Consider the following 18491-nt stretch of genomic DNA (forward strand, 5'->3'; position numbering starts at 1 on the left):
GTCGTTCATCAGGCGTTGATTTTGGCCATAATGCCCCCGCATCCTTTGATCTCCCGTCCCGGGCTTCTGGCAATGGAAATGATGGCCGGTCCGCTCCGGCCGCACGGGCACCCCTCATTTACGCGCCGTACATGGTCCCCGGTAATCAAAAAGCCGGGATAGCTTTCGGCGAAGGGGTCGATAATTCCCAAAGTCCCTGTCACATCGTCTCCGTCCATAGGCCTAAGCTCAGGATCCAGGATGACGGTTTCAAAATGGGGCGGTACGTGGTATCGCCCCTCCGGGCAACGCAGCATAAGCCCCTGGATTTCCGTCATGGAATACCCTTCGGCGATGAAATTGCGCTCTATGCCCAGGCTTTCGCCGATGAGTCCTACCAATTCCTCTTCGGGAATACGATTGCCGTCAAAGGATTTCCAGCCTCCCCCGAAAAATACGGCGCTGCCCTTTTTTAGTCGTAAATTCAGCTTATGGGCCTTGACCTCCTGACAAATTTCCAGCAATAAATAGGGAGTTCCAAAAATAATGGCCTTCCGCCCCCGTTTGGAGGATTTTTCCAAGGCGCTCAGCATGCGATGATAATTGGCTTTTTTGTCGTGGACCGTGGTGTTTAAAAAGGCGTCGATGACCGCCTGCTCCTCCGGAGCGGCCGCCCCCCGGATGACGCCCCGGACAGCCATGGGAGATAAGGGCGCATCATAAAGAAAAAAGGCGTTGCGGCAATACTTGGCCAGTTCCTGGCCCACAAGCTGAATGCCCTGGGCGCCGCCTGAAAAATTGCAGAAGTATCCGTCGAAATCCCTAAAAATTAAGCGGCCGTAACGATCGGCCAGGCTCAGCAGGGAGTCTGGTTCGATATTTTGGCAGAGCAGCTTCAAAGCCAGTTTTTTCCAGGAGGGAATCACCCCCTGATCCGCGGCCGCCATAGGCGTATACAGCAGCGAATTTTTTAAAAAATGCCGCCAGGTGCTTTCATCCCTGGGGACGAAAGACATATTCCCGGACGTGCCCGAGGAAAAAACCAGATGGATTCCTTCTTTTTCCAGAAGATCCAGCCACTGGTCCATGTTCCGGGCCTCTCCTGAAGCCTTAGAGGGCCGGACGTCGCCCACCCTGGCGAGCCAACGATTCATGCCCCGGAAGTCCCTGTCGTCCAAGAAGCCCTGGGGATAGGATTTGAAGATGTCGTCGGGAATCATGCAGTGTTCGATGATTTGGTCCAGGCCGGGATTGTCGCCGTTCATGCCGGCCATACTGCAGACCTTGGCGAAATAGGGGATGTTGCGCCGATACCTGAGATAATTGGCCGACGCCGCCTGCTCCCTGAGTTTTAGGGCTTTGTCCTGGTCGCAGGTTTTGGTTGCCGCCCATTGGACCATGATTTTTTTCAGGCCGTCCTGGGCTTGCTTAAGGGCTTGATCCGGATGTGCAGTCATAGGCGGTCTCCTGGGGCGGGAAAAAGGGTTGAAATTCTTTTGAACATGGTCCATGATAATGAACATGGTTCATGCTGTCAACGAAATTGTGCGTGATTTCCAATACCGAGCTGTTTTTTTCAATCATCCAACAGCCCACAGCAGGCGCTAAGGGGGAGTATGAAAGAGGACGTGTACACCAGGCTGGGAGAAAGGCTGAATAAAAATCCTACAAGAATGCCTCTGGTTCCGGAGGTTTTGGAGTTTCTTCAATCGATTTTCAGTGAGGAGGAGGCCCAGGTGGGCGCCGATTTTCCGTTGGGCTCCCATCCGGTGGAGGTTTTGGCGGAAGCTATGGCGCGCGACCCCGGGGAGTTGCAGGACATGCTGGAATCCATGGCGGATAAGGGCCTGGTTTTTTCCAAGGACAGGGATTCTGGCGTGCGGGAGTATTCTTTGCCTCCCTTTATGCCCGGCTTGATTGAGCTGCAACTCATGCGCGGCAGGGAGGATTATTTCGAGATTCGCCAGGCCAAAATGATTAAGAAGATGCTGGACGGGGTGGAGGAAGCGGTCAAGGGGCTTTTCATGATGCCGGAAAAGGCCCGCCGTGTGATCAAGCCGGCCTTGCGCACCTTGACCGTTGAGCAGGAGTTGCCTTTGGAGTCCGGGGTTCAACCTTACGAACGGGTGGCCGAGGTTATCAAGGCCGAAAGCTCGTTCGCCGCCGCGGTCTGTCATTGCCGGCAGCAGGCCAAGTTGACGGGGGATCCCTGCAAGGTGAAGGACGCGCCTTCCCACACCTGTTTATACTTCGGAAGCGCGGCGGATTATGTGGTGGATCGCGGATTCGCCTCCAGGGCCACCCGGGAGGAGTGCATGGAAATCCTGGAAGCCAGCGAAAAAGCCGGGCTGGTGCATAATGTGAGCAATTTTGACGGCGATAACATCGTGCTTTGCAATTGCTGCGGATGCTGCTGCGACTTCATGATCAAGATGAAAAAATACCGGGGCGTACGCATGGTGTATCCTTCCAATTTCGCCGCCAGAATAGACGATGATCTTTGCATTGGATGCGGCGAATGCCTGGATCGGTGCCAGGTGGCGGCCATCTCCCTGGACGGGGACGCCGCCGTAATCGCCGGGGAATATTGCATTGGATGCGGCAACTGCGCTACGGTGTGCCCCAGAAAGCCATTAGCATGGTTCGGTGTGCGGAAAAAGCGCCTCCGCCCCGGCCGGATTTCATCGTAGGGCTTGGGGTTTAGGGTATATTTCAATTTTTGGAGATTTTTTGTGACCATCAAACGATTCAGGGAATTGCGTAAATCGCAAAAAGAAGACCGCAGACAAGCCATTACGGACACGGCGGAGGAAATTCTCACGGCCAAGGGGATCGATGGGGTGGCCATTCGCAGTGTGGCCAAGGCCGCTGGTCTTTCCGTGGGCTCGATCTACGTGTATTTCAAGAATAAGGAAGAGCTGCTTTTAAGCATTCTTCTCAGGCATCTTGCGGCCTTGGACGCGGCTTTTGAGGAAAGAATCCAGGAGCAGGATCCGGTAAAAGCCTTCAAAGCCATGGCTCATGATTACAAGGACTATTATCTGCAATGTGGACGGTACATCAGCGCCATGGGGTATTTTTACGAGCAGGGCGATAAGACAAAGGATATCAACCCGGATCTGATGGAGGAGCTAAACGCCCTGCTGAACCGGATTCTGGAAAAGATCCATCTTATTCTGGCGCGTCCGGCCATGGCGCCCATGCTGAATGGGCTGGAGCCCGCCAGGGGCATACCCATTATTTGGAGCATGATTACCGGCGTGGCGGAGCTGACCCTGGCTTCGGCCCGTAGCGCCCAGTCGGGCTTTGACTTTGAACAGGTATTGAACGACGCCATCCATGTTTTGACGGGGAGGGGAAACGCCTCCTGACAAAGGAGAACAGCTTGATGACTCAAGTGGCCTTGATGCGGTGCAAGGAGTATGATTTCGAAGTCTTGAAGGACGTCGTCGCCAGGGGGATGACGGCGGCCGGATTCGATCTTTCTTCATTGAATGGTTTGAGGGTCGCCCTGAAGCCCAATTTGTTGATGCCCAGCAACCCGGACAAGTGCATTGTCACTCATCCCGTGTTTTTTCAAACGGTTGCGTCCATTGTAAAGGATTACGGCGGCCATCCTGTTCTGATCGAGAATCCCAATTTTTTCTCCCTGGAAAACACGCTCAAAAAGGCGGGCTACGGCCCCATTGTGGAGGAGCTGGGCATCGAAGTCGCCGATCCCGTCCCCACCCGGCCCTTGCACTGGGAGCACGCCAAACTGTACCGGACCATTGATATTTCCGCCGTCTATTTTGAAGCGGACGTCATCCTGAGTCTGGTGAAGTTCAAGACCCATTCCTATTCCTACATAACCGGCGCAGTAAAGCACTGGTTCGGGACGATTCCCGGTTTGAAAAAGTCCCGGATGCACATGCGCGTGCCCGACCAGATGGATTTCGCCGATTATTTGCTGGACCTTTACGGCGGCCTGAAGTACGGATTGGGGGACGGCAGGAAAATATTTCATATTGTAGACGGCGTGCGCTCCATGGAAGGGGAGGGTCCGGGTCCCACGGGCTCGCCCAGGGATTGGGGCGTGGTCATCGCCGGGGAGGACGCCATCGCCGTTGACTGGGTGGCGGTAAAGACTGCAGGCCTGGATGCCGATAAGGCGTATACCCTGGTGCAGGGATTTAAGAGGGATTTCGGCCCCAACTCGCCGGAGGACATCCAGGTGTTGGGGGAAAGCATACAGGATTTGGCATGCCGGTTTACACCGCCGAAAAACACCGTTTACGGCGGAGTGGTGTGGCCCCTGACGTCCAAAACGGTTAAAAACTGGCTGGTGGAAAAGCCGGCCCCGAACCCGGAAAAATGCGTTTTATGCTATCAATGCATGAAAACCTGTCCGGCGGAAGCCATCTCCAAGCCTCGGGAAGGCAAAAAAACGCCGGATTTTGACTATCGAAAATGCATCCGTTGCTTTTGCTGCATGGAGATTTGCCCGGAAGCCGCCATCGGCTTGAAAAAAGGGGCGCTGCAATGGTTGTTTTCATTTAAATAGGAGATTGCGATGAGCGGCTTGAAAATATACCGGTCCCTGGCCGAGAAATTTGTTTTTAAAAGCATGTTTCCCAACGTGCTTGTAACCGACTCCCTGCTGGCTTTGGTCAAGTTTTTGTTCGACGAGCAGGAGGCGAAGGTCCTAAACGCCCTTTCCTTTGCGCCCAAACCGGCCAAGACCGTGGCCCGCTACGCCAACCTGCCTTTGGAGACGGTGCGCCCCATCCTGGAGGACCTGGGAGACCGGTTTATGATCTTGCGCCTGACCATGGCCGGGGTTCCCGTATACAACCTCCTTCCCCTGGCGCCCGGCATCTTTGAGTCCCAGATGATCCGGAGCAAAAACGATGGGGAAAACGCCTCCTATTACAGGGAATTCGCGAGGCTGTTCGAGGACGTGTATCACGAATACATGCTCTATTTTAAGGATAAGGCCAAGGGCAAAGACCTGCGCTTCGGCCGGATCGTGCCCATTGAAAAATCCCTGGAAGCCACCACAGGCATCATGCCCCTGGCTACGGACAGGTACTCTGAAATCGTAGAGCGGAACCGGAGCTTTTCCCTGGTGGATGTGTGCGCCTGCCGCACGCATCAGGAATACCTGGGGCAGGGCTGCGGACGGGCCATGCACGCGTGTTCGGCCATGGGCTGGCTGGCGGATTTGGCCATAGACAAGGGCATCGCCCGGAGGGTTTCCCGGGAGGAGTTCCTGGAAGCCAAAGCCGCCGCCGTAGAAGCCGGTCTGGTGAACATGGTGGACAACCTGGAAGACCCCATGCAGGTGTGCTCATGCTGCACCTGCTGCTGCGGCGTCATGCGCATCCTCAAGGAATACAACATCCCCACCATTATCGCCAAAAGCCATTTTGAGGCCAGCGTGGACGCGGAAAAATGCATCGGCTGCAGCCAATGCGTGGAAATCTGCCCCATGGAGGCCGTCTCCCTGGCGGATAATAAAGCGGTCATCGACCACTCCCGGTGCATCGGCTGCGGCCTGTGCGTCCCCAAATGCAGCAAGGCAAAAGCCATCAGCCTCAAGGAGCGCTACGGCCACAAACCGCCGTCCAAGGACGTCCTGGCCTACGCGGCCGAGCGGATCGAGGAGCTGAAAGGCATCCAGAAATCCCTGCTGCCCAGGCTTACCTTGGGAGCGGGAAGCCTCTTGTATCAGCTCTCCCCCAAGCAATTGACCGGTCCTCGGTACAAACCGCCCAAGTCGTGAGTCAGGGCGTTTTTAGCGGGGATTATCGGTGAAGAGCGTTTGATATTCCATTTCATCAAAAAGAAATATCATTTAAAAACTTTTATTTTGGATATTAAACATCTTACATTCTATAAAGAGACATTCTCCAACCCCCTAACGGTCCATCTTATATGAGGCCTGGGCTATGCTTATATACTGAAATCCTTGCCAATATTAATTTGCTTCTTTACGGATGGGCCCCTTCGCTGTATTATTTCTACGCTTGTTCCGGCCGGTGCGCCAGACGGTGAATGCGCCGGCCGGTTTTTTGCTGATGCAGCTTTGAGAACGGAGGGAGTATGAAAAAGTTGTTTGGATGGCTGCCCAAGGCAGCGGTGTTTGCGGCCCTGTTTTCTTTGATTTTGCCTGCTTTTGCAGCCGATAAAGCTACCAAGGAGGAGTGCATGGCCAAGTGTGAGGCGGCGGCTCTGTCGATGGAGACGAAAGGCGTGGCCGAGGCCTTTAAGGCGATCAACGACAAGGAGGGGGATTTTGTCTGGAAGGATTCCTATGTTTTTTGCCTGGACTTGGAAAAGCAGTGCAACGCAGCGCATCCCATCAGCCCGGCGCTCATTGGGCGTAATCTCATGATGGCCAAGGACGTGAACGGCAAGATGTTCTTTGCGGAGTTCATCAGCGTGGCCCTTAATCAGGGAGACGGGTGGGTCAGCTACATGTGGCCCAAACCCGGCGACCAGGGGCCTTCCCCCAAAATCACCTACGTCAAGAAAGTCCCCAATCAGCCTTACGCCATGTGCGCCGGCATTTACGAATAAGCCGGACTTAAAATAAACGGGCAAGGAATCGCCGAGCCTGTTCAGCCCGAACAATATCCAAGGAGCCGCAAGGGAGATCTTTCCTGCGGCCCTATTGTTGTTTTGGGTGAAATTCAACGATACAAAAAATGTTGGAGTTTGCCGCGCGGATTGTGTGAAGGTGTGTACTCGATGATGGAGAATAAATAGCATCAAATTTTAGGCTGCTCGCCGAAAGGCAAAACCCCATGTGGCTCTTCTTTGAAAAAATCCAAAGGCCCAAAGCGCCTAAATACGACCCCCAGGAACGGGAATTGACCGTGTTCGTGACCAAAATTGCGGATTACGTCAGGGGCTCGGAGATTCCGCCCTTGGACGCCCTGTCAGAATTCATAAACCGGTGTTTTGAATTGAACTGCGGGGAGATCCATTCCCGGAAAGGATGCGTGGACCGGTTCGAAGGGGACAAGATTTTCGCCTTCTGGGGGCTTTTCCGGACGGAAAAGCACAGCGCCCAACTGGCTTGCGAGGCGGCCATGGTCCAAATTCAGACCATGAAGCGGCTTCATGCCTGGGCGGCGGAGCGCGGATATCCGTGTCCGGGGATAAGAATCGGGATAACCACCGGGCAAATGGTCGTGGGGAATAGGGGCTCCAACCAGCGCATGGGCTACTCGGTTATGGGCAAGGAGGTGAGCGTCGCCTACACCGTGGAGGAAGCGGCCAAGAAGCATAGGTTTGAAATTCTCGTTTCCAGGAGCGCGGCCGGGAAGATCCATGGCGTCCCTTTCGGCGCTCCGGTTTCGGTGGACTTCGCCCGGGAGAGGCTGACTGCATTTCCCATCCTTCGCAAATCCACCCATTAAGTCAGATCCTGTTTTTTTGCATTGGAACAAAGAAAAAAAGCGTACGTGCAAAGGTTAAAGTGCACTTTTTTCTCCGCATGGCTTATTTCAAATCCATCGCGAATAAATATTATTCCAGGACTAACGGCCTGGAACCTAACTGAATATCATTTTAGTTGTATTTTTCTTCGCATGGTTAATTTCCTCCCAAACCAAGCCTGAACTTGGCGTCAGGGCTTATTTGATGTATGACTAATAGGCTCTTCAGATTTTAAGCCGCCGCCCGACGGATTCAGCCCTTTATTGATTCCAGTCCGACAAGATAGCTTCATATTGCACTTAAATGTTTTTGGAGGCCTGTCTTATGCAAGAACAAATGCGCGAACAAATCGACCGGATGTTCCATCCCAGAGGAATCGCCTTTTACGGAGGTGTAACCAAGTTCGGGTCTTTTGCCAATTTCGTCATGCTTTCCATTATGAAATACGGTTACGCGGGAAAGATCTACCCCATATCCGACAAAGGAGGGGACGTGCTGGGCGTTCCGGCCATCGCCAGCCTGGATCAGGCGGACGGCCCGGTGGATCTGGCCTCCATATCCGTGCCGGCCAAGGCGGTTCCCGAAGTTTTGGAGCAATGCCTGCAAAACGGCGTGGCCGGGGTGCAGGTGCATACTTCCGGTTTTGCTGAAATGGGGGACGAGGAAGGCGTCGCCCTGCAGAAAAAACTGGAGGAATACGCGGCCAAGGGCTTGCGGATTGTGGGACCCAATTGCTTCGGCATCCACTGCCCCAAAGGCGGACTGACCGTCCTGCCGGGGTTCGATTTTAATAAAGAGCCCGGCCCCTGTTCCATGATTTCCCAGAGCGGCGGCCTTGCCAATGATTTCGGCCACGAAGCGGCCCTGGCCGGCCTGGGGATTTCCAAGGTGGTCTCGTTCGGCAACGGCTGCGACCTGGACGCCATATCGCTTATGGAATATCTGGCCGACGATCCCCAGACCGAGTACATCGCCGCATACATCGAAGGCGTGGCGGACGCCGGCGCCTTTTTGGACGCGGTTCGGAAGACGACAAAGAAGAAGCCCGTGGTCATCTGGAAGGGGGGCCTCACTCCTTTGGGCGGCCGGGCCACGCTGTCCCACACCGGATCCATGGGCGGGGAGTCGAAAATCTGGGAAGGCGCCCTGGCCCAGGCCGGCGCTTATGCGGTGCAGGGTCTGGACGAGATGATGGACACTTTGATGGGCCTGGTATACACCAAAAGCCGGGGTAAGAAGATCGCCCTGGTGGGCGGAGGAGGCGCCATCGGCGTTTTCACCTCGGACCTGGCCTATCGCTGGGGCCTGGAGATTCCGGTTTTCAGCGACGGGACTCAGAAGAAGCTCAGGGCGTATTTTCCCACGCCCGGCAACAGCATGAAAAACCCCCTGGACACGGGCACGCCCGCGCTTCCCCTGGACGTGCTGAAAGGCTGCGTGACCGAAATCCTGACCGCCGAGCCCGTGGACGTCATGATCCTCATTTTATTGACCCATCCTCTGGAAACGGTTTCCTCCACATTTTGCAAAATGTACGGTTTGGAGCCGCCTCCTCCGGGGCAGTACGTGGACAGCCTGTTTGAGACTCTCATGGGACTCAAGGAGCAGACCGGAAAGGATTTGGCCCTGGTTTTTGAAAACCGGGCCTATCGCCTGGAAGACATGGAAGCCGATGCCGCGTGGCGGCAATTGCGCGCCAAATATCAGGCTGCGGGGATTCCTGTGTTCGCCAGTGCGGAAAGGGCCTTGCGCGCAGTCAGGAACGCCTCCCTGAAGATAGCATAAGTTTCCAGGTTTATTCTTGATGGTTACCGTTGATTTTGATATTATGGCTCGCATCCGCTTAAGCGCGTCCCAAAGCGGTTTGCTTGTTACCTCTTGTAGTTATTTATGAAGGCCTGGCGTACATGCATTTAAAAGGCAATTTTGAGACTGCGTCGTTGACCACCATCTTTCAGATGTTGTCCAACGACATGAAAACCGGGCTTCTGCGCCTGACAAATGAAGAGAATGACGTTCGCATTTTCTTCAAGGAAGGCGTGGTGATCTATGCAAGAGGAACGGCCCAGGAGCACGCTCTGGGCCAGATGCTGATGTCCAAAGGCGTCATTACAAGCGATCAACTGGACGAATGCCTGGAAGAATCCTCCCGGACCCGGCAGGCCTTGGGCAACATTCTGGTTAAAAAAGGGCATGTAAGCCTAAAAAGGCTTAAGAAACATATCGCGGATCAGGCGGAGCAAGTGATTTACAGCGTTTTTTTCTGGGACGGCGGCCGTTTCGATTATTCGGACTCCGACCTGGTTCCTCCGGGGGTTCTGGTCACTCACCTGGACATCATGAACATCCTGCTGGAAGCCACCCGGCGCATTGACGAATTGGATGTGCTGAAAAAGCACCTCCCCGGCGACGATGTGGTTTTGAAGGCCGTGGGGGCCGCCTCCGTGGACCAGGTCAAGATGAGCCCCATTGAATGGCGCTTTCTTTCCCTGGTGGACGGCAAACGCAAGATCAAGGACATCACGCGGGAAAGCGGATACGACAAGTTCACTGTTTATCAGGTTTTAAATTCTCTGCTGTCCTTGGGACTGGCGGAAAAGGATGAGGAACTGGCCTCCAAAGTCGAAGCCTACGGCCCGATTTTGGATCTTTACAGGCAGTTTTGGGTGGTGGTTCGCAAGGAGTTGGAAAAGGACCTGGGTTCACGGCCTTTTATCATCGTCGGGAGTCCTCCGCCCGCCTCTCCTTCCAAACGCAGGGATTTTATAAAGAATTTGCACGAGACTGAATTGTGGAAATGGATTTCCAATATATTACTCAAGGCTCGGCCGAAAGACGATGAGTTTCGAGGCGTTTTCAAGGGGATCCATCCGGATAACACGCCCAGCGAAACCAAAGATTGGGTTTTTGAATGCTTTAAGGAGGAGGCTCCGGAGAAAGGCGCACGGATATTGGAGGAAGGGTACAAGTTGTATTTGACGAACCTGTTAAAAGACTTGCCTGATATCATTGGGGGGTTCAGGACCCTGGACGTTATCGCCGCCTTGACCGAAAGCCTAAGCAAAACCCGTGACAAAAGGCTCATGCTCTCACCGGATCAATCAAACGGCATCCAGTCCGTTTTCGCGATGGTAAGTCAGTTTGTTGCAGAAAAGCTCAATGATGAAGAAGAAAAGATATTCGGACTCTTTGCTCTGAAAAACAGGAAGTATCTCTCTTAAGAACAACACGCCAGCCTAATGATTTATGCGAGCCGCGGCAGGGGGCGACCTGCAGGGCGGCTTTGCGGGGATTGGGGAATAGTTATGTTTGAAGTCGTTGCCAGAGAAGAATTCAATGACGGAGATATTATATTCGAGGAAGACACGACGGGCGATAAAATCTACCAGGTGGAAACCGGCGCCGTAACCATCACCAAAAAGGTGTACGGCGAGGACATCGTGGTTGAGGTCATCCGAAAAGGAGAGATTTTCGGAGAAATGTCCTATATCGCAAAAATACCCCGAACCGCCACAGCCAGGGCCTTGGGCGCCACGGTGGTCAACGTCCTGGACCCGGGGGCAATCCGCGACGAGTTTTCCGGCCTGAGCCAGGGTATGAGGCAGATATTCCAGAGCCTGGTTATGCGCCTTAAAAAGGCTACGGACACTTCCTCGGGAGTCCATTTTCTCCGCAAAGAGCCCCGGGTGAAAAAAATGTTCTCGCTGGCCTTCCTGGCCGACGACACGGTCAGGGAAAGTTATTCCCACGACGCCAGTTGCGGAGGCCTTTTTATAAAGACCGAAAGGCCCCTGGATATAGGCCGGGAGTTTGAATTGAGTCTGTGGCTGCCTAATCATCCCAAGCCGCTGAAAATCAAAAGCAAAGTCATGTGGAACCGGCCCAAGACGGACGATCCCATTGAGATGCCTGCAGGTATGGGGGTGCAATTCACTAGTATCAGCCGGGATGATTACGAAAAGTTGCAGGTAGCCTTACCGGAATGCTGATAAAATTCCCGGGTATGCCGTCAAGCCTTTATTGTTTAAGGTAAAGTATAGAAAATGCTTGACATTTTATATGCAAAGCTGGAATGATAATGTGCCTTTATTGCACAGTTTTTAATGATATTTTCTCTAATGCCGCAGCCTTGCATTTTGTTATGGTGTAAAACATTGCGCAATACGGGGAGTGTGTTTTGAGCAATATCGACAATGACGAGTTGGATATTTTTCCGGACGATTCCGAGGATCGAACGCCTCGAGATCAGGACTCGGCGTCTGGGAATGGATTGGATGCCGCGCTGATAGGGCCGGGCCGTTCCTCTTCGTTCCGGATGGAAAGTCCGACTGAGGCTCCGGGCGCCCTGTCCGGAGAGGAATCGGAGTTCCGGGAAGACGCCCCCATGGACCCGGATTCGGGCGAGGAAGCGGTTCAGGATGATTTTACCTTGGGGGCTTCCATGCCTGAGGCGTCCGCCTCAGACGGCGGGGATTATGGAGACGACTCTGAGATCGGCTTCATCGTAATTGATCCGCCGCAAGGCGAGGAGGGGGCGCCGCCGGATTCCGATGATCCGGAAACGCCGGAGTACGCACCCGATCAGAGCTATCCTTCCCAGGACCTGGGTTTCGTCTCCGAGCAGATTTCCGGGCTGTCCCAGCAGATAGAGCAGTTGTCCCGGGATTTTGAAAGCAAGTTGAAATACGACTCCCATAAGGAGAAAATCATTGATTCTCTGCACGGGGAGTTGCAGGAGTATAAGGACGGGCTCCTGAAAAAACACATGCAGTCCATGGTAATGGACATTGTGAAGATCATCGACGACGTGCGAAAGATCGTCCGCCATTACCGGGAAAAGGAACTGAGTGAAAGCGATCTTCCCAAATTATTGGATATATTGGAGGATTTGCCTTCGGATTTGGAGGACGCCTTTTCCTTCCAGGGGATCAGGCCGTATACATGCGAGGGGGACGCTTTCAACCCGTCCAGGCAAAGGGTGCTGCAAAAAGTCGCAACGCAGGACGAGTCGCTGGATAAAATGGTGGCCAAGCGGCTGCTGCCCGGCTACGAATGGGATGATACTATTATAAGACTTGAGATGGTTGGGGTTTACACTTACAAGCCCGTCTCAGAGGACTAGGGATTAGGAGTCAATATGGGCACGCAAATGAAACGGATATACGGAATTGACCTGGGCACCACTTATTCTTCCATCGCTTATGTTGACGAGTTCGGAAAAGCGGTTGTCATTCCAAATTCTGAAAATGAACGCGTAACGCCCTCGGTGGTATTTTTCGACGGGGACGCTGTTGTGGTAGGAGGCGTGGCAAAGGAAAGCGCCAGGCTGTACCCCAACGAGGTTGTCAGTTTTATCAAGCGCTCCATGGGCGAGCCCAATTTTTTATTCGAATACAACGGGAAGAGCTACCGTCCTGAAGAAATTTCCGCGTATGTTTTGAAAAAGGTGGCCAAGGACGCGGAGGAGAAAATCGGCGAGGCCATTACGGACGTGGTCATCACCTGCCCGGCCTATTTCGGCATTAACGAGCGGGAGGCCACCAAGATCGCCGGCGAAATCGCCGGGTTCAACGTGCGCCAGATCATCAACGAGCCCACCGCCGCGGCCATCGCCTACGGGTCCATTGAGCAAACCGACAACCGGGTCGTCCTGGTCTACGACCTCGGGGGCGGCACCTTCGACATCACCATGATCGACATCCGGCCGGACGCCATCCAGGTCATTTGCACCGGCGGCGATCACAACCTGGGCGGCAAGGACTGGGACGACCGCATCGTCAACAACCTTGTCCAGGAGTTCCAGACCCAGACCGGCTCCCAGGAAGACATTCTGGAAGACCCGGACACCTGGCAGGACCTTCAGCTCTCCGCTGAAAAATCCAAGAAGATCCTCTCCCAAAGGGAAAAAACGCCCATCGCCGTCACCCACGGCGGAGAGCGCGTCAAGGTGGAGCTGCAAAGGGACAAGTTCTACGAAATCACGCGGGACCTGCTGGAGCGCACCATTTCTCTGACCCACGGCATTTTGGAGGAAGCCCGGAAAAAGGGCTACAACCGGTTTGACGAAATCATCTTGGTGGGCGGCTCCACCCGCATGCCGCAGGTGGAGCAGCGGATCAAGGAGGAATTCGGCATGGATCCCAAGGTTTTCGATCCGGACGAAGCCGTAGCCAAGGGCGCCGCCATTTTTGGCTGGAAGCTGTCCATCAACGACGACCTGATCAAGAGGGTGGCGCAAAAGACCCAGAAAACCGTGGAGGAAATCACCAAGACCATGGACACCAGCTCCCAGCAGTTCAAGGACGCTGCAAGGGAAATGGCCGACGATACCGGCGTGACCCAGGCCGCGGTGGAAAGCTCCCTCATAAAAATCCGGGACGTAACCAGCAAGAGCTTCGGCGTTGTGGTCAATAACGCCGAAAACGAAGAAGCCGTGTTCAATGTGATTTTGAGAAACACGGCGGTTCCCGTCAATGCCAAAGACACTTTTTTCACCGCCGTCGCCAATCAGCAAAAAGTCCTCATTCGCATCATGGAATGTGAAACCAGCGAGGAATGGGTGCCTGTGGAAACGGCCGTGGAAATCGGAACAGCGGTCCTTAACCTGCCGACCGGCCTGCCCACGGAAACTCCCGTGGAAATTTCCTTTTCCCTGAACAGGGAAGGGCGCCTTCAGATTACGGCCCGGGAAACCACGGAATCCAAGGAAGTGAATGTGGTTATTGAAACCACGTCGGTCATCCGCGGTAAGGATCTGGATGAAGCCAAAGCCCGCAGCCAGGGGGCCGTTGTGCAATAATAGAACATTATCAGACGGCCTCAGGGTATTGTATCGGCAGCCCAAGCTGCCATCACGCAGAGATTTAGGATGATAAGCGTTTCATGGATAGGGAAAACTATTATATTCTGTTGGAACTGGACATCGATCCCCCTGAGCAGGACCCTGCTAAGATAGACGCCGCTATCAAGCGCATGCAGGCTAACTGGAGCCGTTTGCGCAACCATCCCACCAAGGGGATTCAGGCGAAAAACTATATAGGGCTCATTCCCGAAATCCGCAAAGTCATGAGCGATCCCGAATTGCGGGAGGCGGAGGCCAGGGAGGCCCTGAAAGTCAGCCGGGAAAAAGAAGGCGAAGCCTTTGCCGAAATCGACAGGCATCTTGCCCTTCATTTGAGCAAGGGGTACGTCTCCAACCAGGAAATCACCAAACTCGCCGAACTGCATCATATTGAAGAAGATGACATCCGCGCCCGGATCAAGCTCATGGAAGAAGGAAAGCTGGCGGAGCTGGACAACCAGCTCGGCCTGCGCATGGCCAAGGGGTATATCACCCAGGAGGAAATCTCCAAGTTGGCCAAAGCCCATGGCATGACCGAAAAGGATGTTAAAAAGCGGGTGAACGTTCCCATCCGCAAAGCCGGCTCCGCGGAAAAGATCAAAGGCAAATCCCTGGATAAATCCATTGAGAAGGTGATCAACGACAACCTGAAGATCGTCGGCCACTCTTCCTTGTATGAGTTCCTGGGCCTGCCCGAGACCACCAGCGTCGAGCTTCTTAGGAAAACCGCCCGTAAAAAAGAGGCGGAAATCCTCAAAATCGCCAAAAAGGACGCCCTTGTGACGGCTTCCGGCATTTTGGCGGGGCAATGCTCGGCCATTTTCCGGGATCAGGAATCCCGCGCTTCCTACGACATCAGCCGGGGGCGCTCCCGTTTAAAGGATCTGGAAGCCGATATCGACGTGGCCGGCATTGACGGCAAAATCCGCTCCCAGTATTTCGACATCCTGGTCAAAACGGGCCAGGATCTGGGCATGGATGAGGCCGAGGCCAAGTCCTTTATCAAGAATTACTGTCAAAAAAAAAATTACGCCATCGAAGGCCAGGAAAAAAGGAAGATCTCCAAAAAGCAGTTCATTATCATAGGAGCCGCCCTGGTCGTTCTCTGCGTCGCCGCCATGGGCGCACTCTACTTATTAATGGCCATGCAGGCCAAAGCCGAGTTTGAAGACACCACCGAAAGAGCCCTCCAGCAAAAAGATCCGGAAAAACGCATCGTCATCTATCGCAACTACGTTGCCGTCAATGATCCCAGTAAATACACCGAACAGGTGAACGCGCTCATACGCGAAACCATGCAGCAGATGAAAGCCGATAAGGAAAAGGCCGCATTTACGTCGGTGGATCAACAGGCCAAGGAATTGCTCGCCGCCGAAGAATTTGGAAAAGCCCTTGACTTATATAAGAAGTATCTTGCGGATTTTCCGGGCGGCTCTCAGACAGGGGCTGCAAAGGCCAAAATCAAGGAAATTGAAAACGCCTTCGAGACCTACCAGTTCGAAGAGCTTAAAGCCCTGGACGCCGCAGACACCGACCAGCGCATCGCCGCTTACGTGGATTACCTGGCCAATCATCCTAACGGCAGGCACAAGGACGAAGTCTCCAAACTCATTTGGGAGATGGGCGATGAGTATTACCTGTTTCTGAACCGGAGAATCGAACTGGCCTCCCGCCAGGAAAACTGGGCGCAGGCGATCGAATATTGCGACTCCTACATTCGGATTTTCGATAACAATAACGCCAAACGCTTGAGCCGGGAAAAGGAAGGCTTCCAAAAGAGGCTGGCTGACCAGAAGGCTTTTGACGCTGTCCAGGCCAAGGCTTCGCGCCGCGGAACCGATTATGACGCAGCCTTGGAGGATTACAACGAATATCTGACGCTCCACCCCCGGACCACGGCAAAAGACAAGGTCCTGGAGCAGATCAGAATGCTGCAGGCGTTGAAATACAAGTCCCGCATTGACAACGCCCAGGCGGCCATGCGCCTGAAGCTGAGCGCCAATAAACGCTTCGCCGAACAAAAGCCAGGGACCGTCCTGGATAGAAAAACAGGCCTGACCTGGACCCTTTTGTCATCCCAGGAAGACTTGCAGGAGTGCGTGAGCTACGACTATGCCAAGGCCTACGTACAAAACATGAGCGTAGGAGGAGTCAGGGGGTGGCGCTTGCCCACCGAAGCGGAGTTGGAGGCCTTTTACAAAACGGATAACGGCTACCCTGCAGCGCCGGGCTTGGTCTTCTGGTCGAGCAAAAGCAACCCCAGATGGGCGGATGGCTACATGGCCGAGCAGGTGATTGTGGTTTCCGTTGATGAAGGAGTGGAAAACTTCCGGCTGGATTCCAGGAAATGCGCGGCGGTTCACGCCGTCAAATAATAAGCTGTTTTTACGATTAAAATAAAAGCCCGGAGCCGCCTGACGCGGCCCCGGGCTTTTTACATTGAATAGGAGCTTTAGAGTTTTCGCAACTCCTTCTTGTCAATCTTGCCCACCGTCGTCAGGGGAATTTCATCCATGATGATGATTTCCTTGGGCGCTTCATAAGGGGCCAGCTTGTCTTTGGCCAGATCCATGATTCCCTTTTTGATGGCCTCCTTGTTTTTGGTCTTGGCGTAATCCGGATTCAAAGTCACATAGGCCCGAACCAGCTCCGAGCCCGGCCTTTCCGGATTGGGCTTGCCGGTGATGGCGATCATGTCCACGCCGGGGTGTGTGGCCAGGACCTCCTCCACCTTCACGGAAAAGACTTTGTAGCCGCTCACGATGAGCATGTCTTTGGTGCGGTCCACAATGGAGATGTAGCCGTGTTCGTCCATTATTCCCACGTCTCCCGTGTGCATGAAACCGTCCGAATCAATGGCCTTGGCCGTTTCCTCGGGCTTGTTGTAATACCCCACCATGACCTGGGGGCCTTTGACGCAGATTTCTCCGGGCTGGCCCTGCTCCACCTCCTCGCCGGTGGATGTATCCACCAGGCGGACCTCCGTATTGAGGAGGGGCAGACCCACGGACCCGAGCTTTTTTCGGCCCTTGGCCGGATTCATGGCCGACAAGGGGGATGTTTCGGTCATGCCGTAGACCTCCAGGAGCTTGCCCCGGCCCACAACGGCTTCCAGCTCCTTTTGCGACTCCTCGGGAAAAGGCGCAGCGGCCGATATGCATACTTCCAAGTTGGAAAAATCCAGGGCCTTGAAGGCGGGTTCGGCCAACAGCATCTGAAACAAAGACGGCACGTTAACCAGTGCGGTGGGCTTGTACTTTTCGATTTCCTTGCAAATATGTTTGGTGTCCCTGGGGTTGGGAATCAGGATTTGCGTCCAACCCAGATACACGCAGTTTTCGCAAAAGAAAAGCCCGGCGATGTGAAAGAAAGGAAAGCCGGATAAGGCCAGGCCCTTGCCTTGCTCCCAACTGAGCCATTTTTGGGTGATCAGCAAGTCGGATACGGCGTTGCGATGGCTCAGCATGGCGCCTTTGGGAAGTCCGGTGGTGCCGCCTGTGTATTGGATGTAGGCGATGTCGTCCGGAGAAAGGTCCACAGCCGGCTGCTTGGAGTCAAACTGCTCCCCTTGAATGACCTGGGAGAACTTAAGCACCTTTTTGCCAGGAAGCTGGGTCACCTTGCCGGAAGGGATTTTTTTCAGCAGCTTTCCCAAGGTCCTTTTTACCGCCGGCAGAAACCCGCCCACCGACCCGGCCACGACCAGTTTCAGATCCGGCAGGTAAGGAGCGATTTCCGTGACCCGGGCGGCGAAAATGGCGTCCAGGGTCACGAGCGCTTTGGCATTGGAATTTTCCAACTGGTATTTCATGCCGTCCGACGCCATCAGCGGAGATACGCCGGAAACCACGCAGCCGGCCTTCAAGGTTCCCAGCCAGGCAACGGCGTATTCAGGAATGTTGGGCAAATTAATGCCCACCACGTCCCCCTTTTTCAGCCCGCTGTCAAGCAGCATGTTGGCAAAACGGTTGGAGTATAGATCCAGCTCGGCGAAAGTGATTTCTACGCCCATGTATGCAAAGGCGGTCTTATTAGGAAATCTTTCGAAAACAGGTTTGACCGCATCGACGTAATTGGTTTCCCAAACCGATGGATCCAAATCTTCCATGCCCGGGTCGTACGATTTTCTCCAAAATTGCTCGCCCATCTGTTTTTCCCTCCATTAACGGTGAAATACGACATATAAAGCGACAACAGGCCCTGAGCTTTTTTTCTTCCAGGGCTATTTCCCAAGAAAAAAATCTGA

The 18491-nt window shown here is 54.1% G+C and carries 14 protein-coding genes; 12 read left to right on the forward strand and 2 right to left on the reverse strand.

Going from position 1 to position 18491, the window contains the following annotated elements; translation table 11 throughout:
* Positions 1 to 8 precede the first annotated feature (8 nt).
* Complete coding sequence (locus BUE18_RS14795) at positions 9 to 1436, reverse strand: LuxE/PaaK family acyltransferase (RefSeq protein ID WP_073476886.1); 1428 nt, start codon at positions 1434 to 1436, stop codon at positions 9 to 11.
* A 159-nt stretch (positions 1437 to 1595) separates the two neighbouring features.
* On the opposite strand from BUE18_RS14795, the gene BUE18_RS14800 reads away from it, so the two are divergent.
* From BUE18_RS14800 to BUE18_RS14855, 12 genes are all read left to right on the forward strand, one after another.
* The gene (locus BUE18_RS14800) at positions 1596 to 2669 is read left to right on the forward strand and encodes a 4Fe-4S dicluster-binding protein (protein WP_073476887.1); all 1074 of its coding nucleotides are present in this window, start codon (positions 1596 to 1598) and stop codon (positions 2667 to 2669) included.
* A gap of 42 nt (positions 2670 to 2711) precedes the next feature.
* A complete protein-coding gene (locus BUE18_RS14805; RefSeq protein ID WP_073476888.1) occupies positions 2712 to 3350 on the forward strand; it encodes a TetR/AcrR family transcriptional regulator in 639 nt (212 codons plus the stop codon).
* 17 nt (positions 3351 to 3367) lie between these two features.
* The gene (locus BUE18_RS14810) at positions 3368 to 4522 is read left to right on the forward strand and encodes a DUF362 domain-containing protein (protein WP_073476889.1); all 1155 of its coding nucleotides are present in this window, start codon (positions 3368 to 3370) and stop codon (positions 4520 to 4522) included.
* 9 nt (positions 4523 to 4531) lie between these two features.
* Positions 4532 to 5743, forward strand: coding sequence for a 4Fe-4S binding protein (locus BUE18_RS14815; protein ID WP_073476890.1), 1212 nt, complete (start codon positions 4532 to 4534; stop codon positions 5741 to 5743).
* A 320-nt stretch (positions 5744 to 6063) separates the two neighbouring features.
* Positions 6064 to 6540, forward strand: a complete 477-nt coding sequence (locus BUE18_RS14820; protein WP_073476891.1) for a cache domain-containing protein — start codon at positions 6064 to 6066, stop codon at positions 6538 to 6540.
* Between the two features lie 227 nt (positions 6541 to 6767).
* On the forward strand, positions 6768 to 7385 hold the full coding sequence (locus BUE18_RS14825) for an adenylate/guanylate cyclase domain-containing protein (RefSeq protein ID WP_073476892.1): 618 nt from the start codon (positions 6768 to 6770) through the stop codon (positions 7383 to 7385).
* A gap of 343 nt (positions 7386 to 7728) precedes the next feature.
* A complete protein-coding gene (locus BUE18_RS14830; protein WP_073476893.1) occupies positions 7729 to 9189 on the forward strand; it encodes a CoA-binding protein in 1461 nt (486 codons plus the stop codon).
* 83 nt (positions 9190 to 9272) lie between these two features.
* Positions 9273 to 10625: a DUF4388 domain-containing protein gene (locus BUE18_RS14835; RefSeq protein ID WP_170868376.1), complete on the forward strand. Its 1353-nt coding sequence runs from the start codon at positions 9273 to 9275 to the stop codon at positions 10623 to 10625.
* A gap of 84 nt (positions 10626 to 10709) precedes the next feature.
* Positions 10710 to 11393, forward strand: a complete 684-nt coding sequence (locus BUE18_RS14840; protein ID WP_073476895.1) for a cyclic nucleotide-binding domain-containing protein — start codon at positions 10710 to 10712, stop codon at positions 11391 to 11393.
* Positions 11394 to 11581: 188 nt separating this feature from the next.
* Positions 11582 to 12526 (forward strand): nucleotide exchange factor GrpE, encoded by a 945-nt coding sequence (locus BUE18_RS14845; protein WP_073476896.1) that lies wholly within the window; start codon positions 11582 to 11584, stop codon positions 12524 to 12526.
* A gap of 15 nt (positions 12527 to 12541) precedes the next feature.
* Positions 12542 to 14203 (forward strand): Hsp70 family protein, encoded by a 1662-nt coding sequence (locus BUE18_RS14850; protein ID WP_139264756.1) that lies wholly within the window; start codon positions 12542 to 12544, stop codon positions 14201 to 14203.
* Between the two features lie 83 nt (positions 14204 to 14286).
* Complete coding sequence (locus BUE18_RS14855) at positions 14287 to 16620, forward strand: Lcl C-terminal domain-containing protein (RefSeq protein ID WP_073476897.1); 2334 nt, start codon at positions 14287 to 14289, stop codon at positions 16618 to 16620.
* A 77-nt stretch (positions 16621 to 16697) separates the two neighbouring features.
* Here the strand turns inward: BUE18_RS14855 and BUE18_RS14860 are convergent, their stop codons facing one another.
* Complete coding sequence (locus tag BUE18_RS14860) at positions 16698 to 18392, reverse strand: AMP-binding protein (protein WP_073476898.1); 1695 nt, start codon at positions 18390 to 18392, stop codon at positions 16698 to 16700.
* Between the last annotated feature and the right edge of the window lie 99 nt (positions 18393 to 18491).

It is taken from the genome of Desulfatibacillum alkenivorans DSM 16219, from assembly GCF_900142135.1.
Classification (GTDB): domain Bacteria; phylum Desulfobacterota; class Desulfobacteria; order Desulfobacterales; family Desulfatibacillaceae; genus Desulfatibacillum; species Desulfatibacillum alkenivorans.